This is a genomic window from Pseudomonas sp. H3_C08 (assembly GCF_054669455.1).
Map to the genome: position 1 here is coordinate 2,022,272 of NZ_CP162803.1, position 12,127 is coordinate 2,034,398.

The window sequence follows — 12,127 nt, forward strand, 5'->3', positions numbered from 1 at the left end:
CAGGCATTCGCGGGCAGACTTCAATGCGAATGATTTGCAGATATTCAGCCGCAGGCAATGTAGAGAGGCAAATGAGAAAAAAACGTCAAACAAACCGTTAATACATGTCATTGCCATTCAGATTAGCAGCGACTCGGTGACGCACGGTTGCCGTGCGTCATTCCGCGTCAGCTATTCAGGAGGGATTGGGGATGTAGGCGACGCTCTGGTCGGTGCGGCCATGGAACACTTGTTCGCCGCGGGTTGGCGTGGTGCTGATGACCCGGTGATCGGCGCTCAGGTAGTCGAGTGGCAGCGGATCACCACTGCGGTACTGGGCAACAATGATGGTGCGTTGCGCGTCCCAGTGCTGACCGCTGCTGCGTTCCAGCCAGGCCAATAACGCTGCGCTGTTGCCGGTACGCGGAAAGTCCGCAGTTTCCGGCACGTAGTAGAAGGGCGCACCGCCGGTTTGCAGGTACATCGGGACTTTGTTGTCGACCTCGATCATGACCATACGCCACTGACTCAACGGTGCCTGCTGGCTGGCCTGTTCGCGTACCGTTTCACCGAAGCGGATCACGCCGCCTCCGCTGTTGGTCCACGGATACACCAGGTCGAGCACGCCGATCATGACCGCCGTGGCGATCGCAAAGCCGACGTGCAAGCCACGCCCTTGAAGGTTGCGCGCGGCCATCCGGCGGGTAATCCACCACGCACCGAGCAGTTGCGCGAACGGCACCAGAGGCAACACGTAATAGCTGCGTCGGCTGCCGCTGGCGGTGAAAAACAGCAGCAACAGGCCGAGACCTTGGATCAGCCAACGGGTGTCCGGCTCAATGTTTCGCCAGTTTCGCAGCGCCACCCACAGGGCGATGATCCAACACGGCGCCCACGGCAGGGTGTAGACCGGCAAGTACAACAAATAGGTGTAGATCGGGCCGATGTTGTCGAACGGCTGGAAAAACCGCACGACGTTTTCCCGCAACACCAGTTCCAGACCGCTTTGCCGATAGTCGGGGGATCCGTAGACATGCGAGAGCAGGAACGGCAATCCATAGAACGCCCCGGCGATCAGCAGCGCGGCGCACAGGCGCAGGTTGAGATGGCGTTTCCAGCGGCCGTTTTGCAAAAGATGCGGCAACAGCAGCAGCCCCGGCAGGATGAAACCGATCAGGCCCTTGAACAGTGATGTCAGCGCCAACAGGCAAAAAAACACCCCATAGCGCCAGAGCCGCGTGTCGTCAGGGCCACGCCAATACCACCACACCGCCGCGAGAACGCCGCAAACGGTGAGGATGTCGGCCGTCGCGACCCGCGCCCAGAAGACGAAATAGAATGTGGTCGCCAACATCCATCCGGCAATCAGCCCGGTGCCTTTGCGAAACAATTGCTCGCCCAAGAGGTACACCAGCCATACGCTGATCCACGCCGAAATAACCGACGACAAGCGCAATGACCACGGCCCCAGGCCTCCGGTCAGCCAGGACGTCGCGGTGATCAGCCAGTACGACAGCAATGGTTTGTCGTAGTACGGATCGCCCTTGAGATACGGGTCGAAGTAATCACCGCTTTGCAGCATCTGCAACGCGATATTGGCCCAGCGGGTTTCCGCGCCCCAGAGTTCGCGGCTGCCCAGCCTAAGCAGCAACATCAGCGCAGTCGCTGCGAGAAGAATCCATAACGCCTTGCGTTCTTTGGCCGTTGCGGTCATGGCTGGCGCTTGGCGAAAATGTAGATCTGCAGATTGCCGCGCTGGTAATGCTTGCCGTCAGCTGGCAACAGCTCGATTTCCTGCGCTTCCTGGGTGCTGTTGACGCGCATCACCACCGCCACCGAGCCTTTTTTGCGCGCTTCGGTCATCCATTGGCCGACATCATCCAGACCGACCTTGCGGGCAGCCATGGCCGGATCGTCGAGGCCGTATTTCAGTTCACCGACGGTATTGAACAGATCCACTTGCGGCCGCTTCAGACGCCAGGCCAAGGCCGACGCGGCGCCAAGGTCATTACTCAACAGCGAGGACGCTTCGCTCAAGGCCTGTTGATGCTCGGCAATAAACTGGTCGGGCATCTTGCTGTCGACGATTTGCGCCGGCATTGCGGCGGGCAGCAAGGCGATCAGCAGACCGATGCCGAGCGCCGGCATGGCCCACATCGTCAGCGGCCGCATGACTTGCAGGGCATTGGCGATGATCCAGCCGATCAGCACGATATACACCAGCGACAGGCTGAACATCTCGGTGTTTTCGTAGAGTTCCTTGCTCGCTTGCAGGTAGATCAGCGCAATCAGGGCAACGCTGCCCATTACGGTATTGATCACGCCGTTCAGGCGCAGAACCTGCGTGTTGCGCTGCTCCAGCCAGTTGACCACGGTGTAGCCCATCAGCAGGGCCAGAGGAAACAGGCACGGCATGATGTAGGTCGGCAGCTTGCCGCTGCTCAGACTGAAAAAGATCAGCGGCAGCACAAACCACAGCGCCAGAAACGCGGTTTTTGCCTCGCGTTTTTCACGCCAGGTACGAATCAGCGTCGACGGCAACAACAGCGCCCATGGCAACGTCGAAGCAAACAGCAACGGCAGATAGAACCACCACGGCCGTGCATGCTGGGCATCATCGCCAGCGGCGAAACGGCGGATGTGTTCATGCCAGAAGAAAAACCGCCAGAAGTCCGGCTCGCGCACGTGTACCGCCAGTGCCCACGGCACGCTGACCAATGCGGCCACCAGTATCGCCACCGGGCCGTAGCGCAGCAGTTCGCTGAAACGGCGTTGCCAGATCATGTAGGGCAGGGCGATCAGCACCGGCAGCAGCAGGGCCAGAAAGCCTTTGGTCATCAGGCCCATGCCACAAGCGGCGCCGAGCAATGCCCAACTGCCGAGACGGGCCTTGGGGGTGGTGCTGTCGATGGCAAACCACACCGCTACCAGACTGAGGTTGACCCACAAGGTGAACTGCGGATCAAGGTTGGCGTAGCCTGCCTGACCGGCGATCAGGCCAAAACTCATGTACAGCAAGGCACATGCCGCGCTGATCCGCGGGTTGTTCCAGAGCCTGCGTGCCAACAGATAGGCGAGCCAGACGCTGACGCCCGTACTCACCGCCGAAGCGATGCACACACCGAACAGGTTGTCGCCGAAAATCGCCTGGCCGATGGCGATCATCCAGTATCCGGCAATCGGTTTCTCGAAATAGCGAATGCCCATGAAATGCGGCGCGACCCAGTTGCCGCTCAGCAGCATTTCCTGGCTGATCTGGCCGTAACGGGTTTCGTCGGGAATCCACAAACCGTGGCTCATCAGCGGCAACAGATAAAACAGCACAAACGCCAGGATCAACCCAGGGATCGCCCAGCGTTCGATCAGCGAGGGAGGTTGCATCAAATGACGGGCAGCGTGGCGCAACGGAGGGGTATCGGACGTCATGACTGAGCCTTGGGGCGAATAAATAGTATCTGGCTTAAAACACTAGAAGCGGTGGCGGTTTTTTCATTGTTTATGTGTAACGTCTAATATCTGCCAGAACGGTGTATTGATAATGCCCAGCACTGTAAGTTGTTTCCGGTCATCAATTCGTACAAGTAAGGTACTGCCATACTCGGCGGCAATCGCGTGAGGAAAACCGGTCTGTTTTTCAAAATCACTGATACAGCCGCTGTGCGTGACCAGTACAAGATTCTGCTGCGCCACTTTGCGCGCGACGATGTCATCGCGAAGTGTCGGGCCGCAGGTGGCCAGCCAGTCTTCGGCGCTGGCGTCGTGGCCGAACATGTAATGCGCAGTTTGCGCCGTGCGGGTCAGCGGGCTGCTCAACACCACGGCCTGCTGCATGCCCAGTCTGACGAAGCCTTGACCGACCGCTTGCGCCGCGCGGCTGCCCACTTCGGTGATGCCGTCCGCCGGGCCCAGGCAGGTATTGCTCGAACGATCGCAGCGTTCGGTGTGTCGCACCAGCGCAACGACTTCACCGGCCCGCCAGGCTTTTATCCATTGAGCGGTGGTGCTGTGCCCGGCATGATCGAGGTCGGTCGGTGAGCGTGGCCACCAGACAAAACCACTGACCAGAATGGCCACAAGCACGACGCAGACCAGTGCAACCCATAGCCGAAAGCGCGGCGTACGCCGGTACCGAAATAAATGTTTCAACTGAAATAATTGCGCCACAATGTTGCCTCTTTAAACGCCGGATAGTTCATTCAGTGCAACGCAAGGCTTGGGCAGCGAGCAACTTTACGACTGTTTACTTGAATGCTGGCTGAACACTACGTTCAAGGTCGTCGGGGCGCGGTGAAGAACATGTGAAAAAATTGCCAGAAGTTACTGCGGGCAAACTAAAGCGCCTATTTGATAAACAAACTCAATTGTTGTTTTTGTTTGTCGAGGGGCCTTAACAAGTCTCCATCGTTGCGGTGAAGCTCAGGCTGTCACGCAACGGCATAGCGCCGGGCTAGCCGGATAAACACTCAGGAGTCGTTCGAACGCATGGATCTCAAGCAAAGCCTGACAAAACGGATCGTGATCGTGTTCGCCCTGATGAGTGCTCTTGTGGCCGGTGTGTTTGCGTTGGGGATCGTCGCCACCGTGCACGTGGTCGAGCGCAAGTTGACCACCACCACGCTAAGCGGAGGTCTACGCCGTTTATTGGCAATGGATGACATCAGTCACTGGAGCCACGCCCCGGAAAAGGGCGAATTGTTTTTTTTCGAGGGCGGCCAGGGGCCGTTGGCACTGACCCGGCAACTGGCGGCGCTGCCCTTGGGCTTTCAGGAAATCACTTTTCACGGTGACGCTTTCTACGCCATGGTCGAAGCCGTTGGCGGGCGCAAATACGTGTTGCTGCGGGATCAGGAAAGCCTCGAACAACGTGAGCATCTGCTGTTTATTGTGGTGATTGTCGGGTTCATCCTCAGCGTGATTCTGGCGATTATTCTGGGCCGCTTGCTGGCGCGACGGGTCATGGCGCCGGTGATTCGTCTGGCTCGCCAGGTGCGCCACCGCGATCAGCTCATCGAGGTGGCGCCGCCGTTGCATCCCGATTACGCCGCTGATGAGGTCGGCGAGCTGGCGCTATCGTTCGATCAGACGTTGGGACGTCTGCGCGCCACCTTGAGCCGGGAGAAACTGTTCACCAGCGATGTCAGCCATGAACTGCGCACGCCGTTGATGGTGCTGAGCACGTCCTGTGAGTTGCTGCTGGCGAATCCGTCGCTTGATGCCCGCTCGACGGCGCAAGTCAGCCGGATTGCCCGGGCCAGCCACGAGATGCGCCAATTGGTCGAAACCTTTCTGATGCTGGCGCGCAAACCCGAAGAAGTCCGCGTGCAGTCCACCTGCACACTGAAGGAAATTGCCGATGCGCAGACAGATGTGTGGGGCCGCTTGATCCGCGAAAAAGGCCTGGAGTTTGCCTACGATCCGCAGCACGCCGGCGCCGGACGCTTCAACTTGACCTTTCTGCAATCAGTGATGGGCAACCTGTTGCGCAACGCCTGGCATTACACCGACCACGGTTTTGTGCGACTGACCTTGCAGGAAAACAGCTTCGTGGTCGAAGACAGCGGCATCGGTATCCCGGAAGAACAGCGCCATGCGATGTTCCAGCCCTTCGTGCGCGGTGACGAACAGCGCGGCGAAGGGCTCGGCTTGGGGCTTTCACTGGTGCAGCGGATCTGCAGCCAGCAACAATGGCAGGTGAAACTCACCACCCGTGAGCCGAATGGCTGTCGCTTTACTGTGACGCTGATTCAGGACGCGGGCGGGCAGCCGCGCGGATTGCCGGCAGCCTGACTGATCGCCGCAGCCAGGCGTTTGACGTTGTTCTGCTGGGCCGTCACCAGCTCATCGATGCTCGGGCCTGAAGGTGTTTGCAAGGTCGAGCGGCAGGTCAGCAGGCCACTGTCGGTCGCCCCTGATGGACGCAGACGCCATTTGGCGTCGATCAAGGCGTACTGCCCCGGAATCGAATCGAAGCGCTGCACTTCGATGCGTACCGAGGTAGCGCCCTGGCTGCCGGTATTGCTCAATTGATCGCTCAGTGCGCCGCGCAGCTCATCGGCAAGTGTCGCGCCCCACCAATCGGTTTCCAGAATCGCCAGGCCGCTGTTGCCTTGGCGGATAACGATTTGCGCGCGGTCGACCTGTGGCGGAACGCTGAGGGCTTCGATCGGAATCTGCGCACCGCCGCCCTTGTTACTCAGTTGCACCGGGGTCAGGGTGTGAAAGCTGATCGGGTCGCTGCGGCAGGCGCCCAACAGCAACACGGCAGCGAGCACGGTGATCTTCAGCGGTAAAGCCATTGCGGTAGCTCCTGTGCTCAATTGCGTGGTGGCCCTTTCAGATCCAGCGGCGCGGCGTTATCGGGACGACCGCGAATCAGCGATTCCGGATGTCGGCCCAGGTAATCCGACAGCTCACGCAGCGAGCGCGACATCCGCCCGAGTTCGTCGAGGGTTTCCGTGAGTTTTTCGCGTTGCGGCGAGTCTTCGGCGAGCGTTGAACTGGCGGACTGCAATGTCTTGCTGACGTCGGCGAGGGTGCTTTGCACACCCGGCAGGGTCTTGGCATTGAACTGGCTCAGGCCTTTGCGCAGTTCGACCAGATTGCTGTCGAGGTTACCGGCAATCCGTTCAACCGGCAGTTTGTTGAGCTTGTCGACCATCGCTTCGAGTTTTTCCTGCAACTGTTCGAGGCTGCCCGGAACGGTCGGTAGAACGACCGGGCGAGCGCTTGGATCGAACGCGACTTTCTCCGCTTTCGGAAAGAAGTCCAGTGCCACGTACAACTGGCCGGTCAGCAGGTTGCCACTGCGGGCCTGGGCACGCAGGCCATTATCGACGAAGGTGCCCAGCAGGCGGATGCCGGCGGCTTCGTCGTTGGGGTCGTGCTTGAATTCGGTGAGCATCTTTTTGTAGGCCTGACCGAGGCGCTGCGGGTAAATGACGATGCCGACATTAAGCGGGAAGGTGCGTTTTTTCGCATCGAAATCCAGGTTGATGCCCACGACCCGGCCGATTTCCATACCGAGGAACTCGACCGGCGCATCGACCTTGAGTCCGCGCAGCGACTGGTCGAATCGCAGCACCATGTATTGCGCCTTGCCGTTCGGCGGGGCGAGGGCACTCTGCTGGTCGGCGAACAGTTCGAAATCCTTGTCGTCAGCGGCGGCCACATCGTTGGGACTGTAATCCGGAGCACGGAACGCAATACCGCCCACCAGCATCGTCGACAGCGATTCGGTCTTCACGGCAAAGCCGTTGGCACCGACATTGATGTCGATGCCGCTGGCATTCCAGAAGCGGGTATTTTCAGTGACGAACGCGTCGTTCGGCGCGTGAATGAACACCTCGATGTCCACCCCTTTGCCTTCGGGATTGAGGGCGTAGGTGACGACCTGACCGACCGGAATCTTGCGGTAATAAACCGGAGAACCGATGTCCAGCGAACCGAGGTCCGGCGCATGCAGCATGAAGCGCTTGCCCGGTTCGCCGTAGGTGATCGGCGGCGGATTTTCCAGGCCTTTGAAGTGTTTGGCGCGGTTGTCGGCCTGACCGATGTCGGCACCGATGTAGTCACCGGAAAGCAGGGTGTCGATACCCGAAACGCCACCGGCGCCAATGCGCGGGCGAACCACCCAGAACTGTGAGTCTTCGCGCGTGAAGGTTTCCGCCTGTTTGGACAGTTTGATGGTGGCGTCGACACTTTTCTGGTCGTTACTCAACTCGACGTCCGTCACCTGACCGATGACCACGTTGCGGTATTTGACCTCGGTCTTGTTGGCTGTCAGGCCGCTGCCGGTCTTGAAGTTGACGATGATCGTCGGCCCTTCCTGCATCACGTTGTGCACCACCAGCGAGATGCCCACGAGCACCGCCACAATCGGCACGATCCAGACGAGTGAAATGCTGAAACGGCGGGTTTTGACTGGGGCTTGGCCTGGTGCTCGCGGCTCGTCGGTGGCTGACGACTTCATCCATGTCCTCCTCGATTGATTGGGCACTGAGCGTCAGGAACGCCAAAGCACCTCATCAATATAGAAGTGCTTGGCGATAGAGCAAATGTGTATAGCTCACCTGCGCTTGATGATCGTTCCCACGCTCTGCGTGGGAATGCCTCAAGGGACGCTCAGATCGTGTCAGCGCGGTTTGTGCTGTCAGCCGAGCATTTCCCGCAGGCGATACCAGAACATCCCCAGTGCCAGCAGCGGCGAGCGCAGGGCCGGGCCGCCGGGGAAGGTCATGTGCGGCACGCCGCTGAACACGTCCATGCCTTGGCTGTGACCGGCATGAATCGCCTCGCCGAGCAGTTTCGCGCACCAGTGCGTGACGTTCAGGCCATGGCCGGAATAACCCTGCGCGTAGAACACGTTCGGGTGCTGTTTGAGCCGGCCGACCTGCGGAAAGCGGTTGGCGGTGATGCCAATCTTCCCGCCCCACTGGTAATCGATGCGCACGTCGGCCAGTTGCGGGAAGACCTTGAGCATCTTCGGGCGCATGTAAGCGGCGATGTCCGCCGGATCACGCCCGGAATAGTGGCAGGCACCGCCGAACAGCAGGCGCCGGTCCGCCGAGAGCCGGTAGTAATCGAGGCCGACTTTCTGGTCGCACACCGCCAGATTGTGCGGGATCAGTTGCGCGGCGCGTTCTTCGGACAACGGTTCAGTGGCGATGATGTAACTGCCGGCGGGCAGGACTTTGCCACTGAGTTGTTGTTCGAGGTCGTCCAGATGCGCGTTGCAGCCGAGCACCAGACTGCCGGCACGCACTGAGCCCTTGGCGCAACGCACCTGAACGGTCGGACCGTGGATGATTTCCAGCACTTCACTCTGCTCGAAAATTCGCACGCCGAGTGACGCCGCCAGTCGCGCTTCGCCCTGCACCAGATCCAGCGGGTGCAGGTGCCCGGAACCCATGTCGACCAGTCCGCCGCCATAGATGTCGGAATTCACCACTTGCTGGCGGATCTGCTCCGGGCCGATCAGACGGGTTTCGTGGGCATAACCGAGTTCGGCGAGGTCGACCAGCTCATCCTTGAAGGCCGCGAACTGCGCCGGGGTATTGGCCAGATCGCAGAAGCCCCAGCGCAGATCACATTCGATGCCGTTGTCGCCGATGCGCTGACGCACCAGTTCCACGGAATCGATGCCGGCGCGCTGCAAATAACGCACGCCTTCCTGGCCGACATATTTGGCGAAGCCTTCAACTTCATGACCGATCCCGCGAATCAACTGACCGCCGTTGCGCCCGCTGGCGCCCCAGCCGACACGCCGGGCTTCGATCAACACCACCGACAATCCGCGCTGAGCCAGTTCTATGGCGGTGTTGACCCCGGTGAACCCGCCGCCGATCACGCAGACATCGGCGGTCAGGTCAGCGTCCAATACCGGATAAGGTGTGGTCGCCCGCGCCGAAGCAGCGTAATAGGAGCGAGCGTGTTCCTGGGTGTACTGATTCATTTGTTCGACTTCACTTTGCTCCAGGAGCGGGTCATCAGACGCATGATCGCTTGAGGCGGGGTGGTAGAGATGTAGAGCTTGTCGAGGACTTCTTGAGGCGGATACACCTCAGGATTGTTGACCAGCGCCTGATCCATATATTGCTTGGCGGCCGGGTTCGGGTTTGCGTAACCCACCGAAGCGCTGACTTTGGCGATCACTTGCGGATCGAGCAGGTAATTGATGAAGGCGTGGGCTTCTTTGGTGTTGCTCGCATCGGCGGGGATGGCCAACAGATCAAACCAGAGGTTGGCGCCTTCCTTCGGAATGGCGTAAGCGATGTTCACGCCGTTCTTGGCTTCCTTGGCCCGGTTGGCGGCCTGGAACACGTCGCCGGAGTAACCGAAGGCCACGCAGATGTCACCGTTGGCCAGATCCGACACGTATTTCGAGGAATGGAAATAGGTGATGTACGGACGGATGCTGAGCAGCTTCGCTTCAGCCTTTTTATAGTCTTCCGGGTTTTCGCTGCGCGGGTCCAGGCCCATGTAATTGAGCATCGCCGGGAAGACTTCGTCGGCGGAGTCCATCATCGACACGCCGCACTGGGTGAGTTTTTTCAGGTTCTCGGGTTCGAACAGCACGGCCCAGGAATCGATGTGGTCGATGCCCAGCACTTGCTTGACCTTGTCGACGTTGTAGCCGATGCCGTTGGTGCCCCACAGGTACGGCACCGAGTGCTGGTTGCCTTGATCGTTTTTCTCCAACAGCTCGAGCAGTTTCGGGTCGAGGTTTTTCCAGTTCGGCAGTTGCGAACGGTCGAGTTTGAGGAACGCGCCAGCCTTCACCTGACGCGCAAGGAAATGGTTGGACGGCACTACCACGTCATACCCGGTGCGACCGGCGAGGAGTTTGCCTTCGAGGGTTTCGTTGGAGTCGAAAACGTCGTAGATCACCTTGATCCCGGATTTGCTCTGGAAGTCGGCGAGGGTGGTTTCGCCGATGTAATCGGTCCAGTTGTAGACGCTGACCGTCGGCTGGGCGTGAGCTACAGCGCTAAACAGCACGCTCAGGGCAACCGGGAGTACGGATTTCAACAGACGCATTTCGACACCTCTTCTTATAATGATCGTTCCCACGCTCTGCGTGGGAATGCCTCAACGGACGCTCCGCGTTCGGCTTTGGATGGGACGCGGAGCGTCCCGGGCTGCATTCCCACGCAGAGCGTGGGAACGATCGACACAGGGGATCTTTTGGCTTTGCTCAGACGCTCAGCATCAGGAACTCACGCTCCCACGAACTGATCACGCGCTTGAAGTTTTCATGCTCGGCACGTTTCACCGCGACGTAGCCACGGACAAACTTGTCGCCCAGGTACTGCGCAACGGCCTCGCACTCTTCCATTTGCGTCAGCGCTTCCTCGATGGTGATCGGCAGGCGCAGGTTGCGGCGCTCGTAAGCACGGCCATGGACCGCAGCGCTCGGTTCGATGCCTTCAACCATGCCGATGTAACCGCAGAGCAGGCTCGCGGCGATTGCCAGGTACGGGTTGGCATCGGCGCCCGGCAGACGGTTTTCCACACGCATGGCTTCCGGGCTGGACGTTGGCACACGCAGGCCGACGGTGCGGTTTTCTTCGCCCCATTCGACGTTGACCGGCGCCGAGGTGTCCGGCAGGAAGCGGCGGAACGAGTTGACGTTTGGGGCGAACATCGGCAGCACTTTCGGGATGTACTTCTGCAAACCACCGATGTAATGCAGGAACAGTTCGCTCATCTGCCCGTCAGCGTTAGCAAAGATCGGTTTGCCCGTGGCGATGTCCACCACGCTCTGGTGAATGTGCATGGCGCTGCCCGGCTCGTCGCCGATCGGCTTGGCCATGAATGTCGCCGCAACGTTGTGCTTGAGTGCGGCCTCACGCATGGTGCGCTTGAACACAGTGATCTGGTCCGCCAGATCGAGGGCGTCGCCGTGACGGAAGTTGATTTCCATCTGCGCCGGGCCGTCTTCGTGGATCAGCGTGTCGAGGTCCAGGCCTTGCAGTTCGCACCAGTCGTAGACGTCTTCGAACAACGGATCGAATTCGTTGGCGGCATCGATGGAGAACGACTGCCGACCGCTTTCAGCACGGCCCGAGCGGCCCAGCGGTGCCTTCAGCGGCAGATCCGGGTCTTCGCAGCGTTGGGTCAGGTAGAACTCCATTTCCGGCGCCACAATCGGCTTCCAGCCTTTGTCGGTGTACAGCTGCAAGACTTTCTTCAACACGTTGCGCGGCGACAGTTCGATCGGGTTGCCGAACTTGTCGAAGGTGTCGTGGATAACGATGGCGGTCGGTTCAATCGCCCATGGAATCACGTAGACCGCGTCAGCCACGGGCTTGCAGACCATGTCGATATCGGCAGGATCGAGCAGGTCGTAGTAGATGTCGTCGTCGACAAAATCCCCGGTTACCGTTTGCAGCAGGACACTTTCCGGCAGGCGCATGCCTCGCTCATGCAGGAACTTGTTGGTCGGTGCGATCTTGCCGCGGGCAATGCCGGTCAGGTCGCTGACCACACATTCGACTTCGGTAATCTTGTGATCTTTCAGCCACGTGAACAGCTGATCGAAAGGGGCATTCATAAAGACCTCGTTATTGGTTTTATAGACGCCGGGGAGGGCGGGTTTCATCTTCCGCCCCTTCCCCTGTGGCGCGTTGACGACTATCTTGGGCGAGCC

At 59.6% G+C, this 12,127-nt stretch carries 9 protein-coding genes; 1 reads left to right on the forward strand and 8 read right to left on the reverse strand.

Features of this window, described 5'->3' with window-relative positions; genetic code table 11:
• Positions 1–175: 175 nt before the first annotated feature.
• The 3 genes from AB4N74_RS09340 to pmrG all read right to left on the reverse strand — a co-directional run bounded on the left by AB4N74_RS09340 (position 176) and on the right by pmrG (position 4,059).
• A complete protein-coding gene (locus AB4N74_RS09340; RefSeq protein WP_460099614.1) occupies positions 176–1,693 on the reverse strand; it encodes an ArnT family glycosyltransferase in 1,518 nt (505 codons plus the stop codon).
• On the reverse strand, positions 1,690–3,405 hold the full coding sequence (gene arnT / locus AB4N74_RS09345) for a lipid IV(A) 4-amino-4-deoxy-L-arabinosyltransferase (protein ID WP_460099617.1): 1,716 nt from the start codon (positions 3,403–3,405) through the stop codon (positions 1,690–1,692). The genes AB4N74_RS09340 and arnT overlap by 4 nt, the downstream gene beginning before the upstream one ends.
• A 63-nt stretch (positions 3,406–3,468) precedes the next feature.
• Positions 3,469–4,059, reverse strand: a complete 591-nt coding sequence (pmrG, locus tag AB4N74_RS09350) for a lipopolysaccharide core heptose(II)-phosphate phosphatase PmrG (RefSeq protein WP_460099620.1) — start codon at positions 4,057–4,059, stop codon at positions 3,469–3,471.
• A 402-nt stretch (positions 4,060–4,461) separates the two neighbouring features.
• On the opposite strand from pmrG, the gene AB4N74_RS09355 reads away from it, so the two are divergent.
• On the forward strand, positions 4,462–5,766 hold the full coding sequence (locus tag AB4N74_RS09355; protein WP_460099623.1) for a sensor histidine kinase: 1,305 nt from the start codon (positions 4,462–4,464) through the stop codon (positions 5,764–5,766).
• Here AB4N74_RS09355 and AB4N74_RS09360 read toward each other — a convergent pair.
• The 5 genes from AB4N74_RS09360 to AB4N74_RS09380 form a co-directional block, all read right to left on the reverse strand.
• Entirely contained in the window at positions 5,724–6,275 is a 552-nt protein-coding gene (locus AB4N74_RS09360; RefSeq protein ID WP_099759120.1) for a PqiC family protein, read from the reverse strand. The genes AB4N74_RS09355 and AB4N74_RS09360 overlap by 43 nt on opposite strands.
• 17 nt (positions 6,276–6,292) lie before the next feature.
• Positions 6,293–7,948, reverse strand: a complete 1,656-nt coding sequence (locus AB4N74_RS09365; protein WP_093432672.1) for a PqiB family protein — start codon at positions 7,946–7,948, stop codon at positions 6,293–6,295.
• 180 nt (positions 7,949–8,128) lie between these two features.
• Positions 8,129–9,430, reverse strand: coding sequence for an NAD(P)/FAD-dependent oxidoreductase (locus AB4N74_RS09370; RefSeq protein ID WP_460099627.1), 1,302 nt, complete (start codon positions 9,428–9,430; stop codon positions 8,129–8,131).
• Positions 9,427–10,515, reverse strand: a complete 1,089-nt coding sequence (locus tag AB4N74_RS09375) for a polyamine ABC transporter substrate-binding protein (RefSeq protein WP_460099630.1) — start codon at positions 10,513–10,515, stop codon at positions 9,427–9,429. The genes AB4N74_RS09370 and AB4N74_RS09375 overlap by 4 nt, the downstream gene beginning before the upstream one ends.
• Positions 10,516–10,672: 157 nt before the next feature.
• Positions 10,673–12,031 (reverse strand): glutamine synthetase family protein, encoded by a 1,359-nt coding sequence (locus tag AB4N74_RS09380; RefSeq protein ID WP_016984752.1) that lies wholly within the window; start codon positions 12,029–12,031, stop codon positions 10,673–10,675.
• Positions 12,032–12,127 lie beyond the last annotated feature (96 nt).

Bases quoted from the DNA above. Each gene is read 5' to 3' on its own strand.
- AB4N74_RS09340 (WP_460099614.1), bottom strand. From the start codon at position 1,693: ATGACCGCAACGGCCAAAGAACGCAAGGCGTTATGGATTCTTCTCGCA.
- arnT (WP_460099617.1), bottom strand. From the start codon at position 3,405: ATGACGTCCGATACCCCTCCGTTGCGCCACGCTGCCCGTCATTTGATG.
- AB4N74_RS09355 (WP_460099623.1), top strand. From the start codon at position 4,462: ATGGATCTCAAGCAAAGCCTGACAAAACGGATCGTGATCGTGTTCGCC.
- AB4N74_RS09360 (WP_099759120.1), bottom strand. From the start codon at position 6,275: ATGGCTTTACCGCTGAAGATCACCGTGCTCGCTGCCGTGTTGCTGTTG.
- AB4N74_RS09365 (WP_093432672.1), bottom strand. From the start codon at position 7,948: ATGAAGTCGTCAGCCACCGACGAGCCGCGAGCACCAGGCCAAGCCCCA.
- AB4N74_RS09370 (WP_460099627.1), bottom strand. From the start codon at position 9,430: ATGAATCAGTACACCCAGGAACACGCTCGCTCCTATTACGCTGCTTCG.
- AB4N74_RS09375 (WP_460099630.1), bottom strand. From the start codon at position 10,515: ATGCGTCTGTTGAAATCCGTACTCCCGGTTGCCCTGAGCGTGCTGTTT.
- AB4N74_RS09380 (WP_016984752.1), bottom strand. From the start codon at position 12,031: ATGAATGCCCCTTTCGATCAGCTGTTCACGTGGCTGAAAGATCACAAG.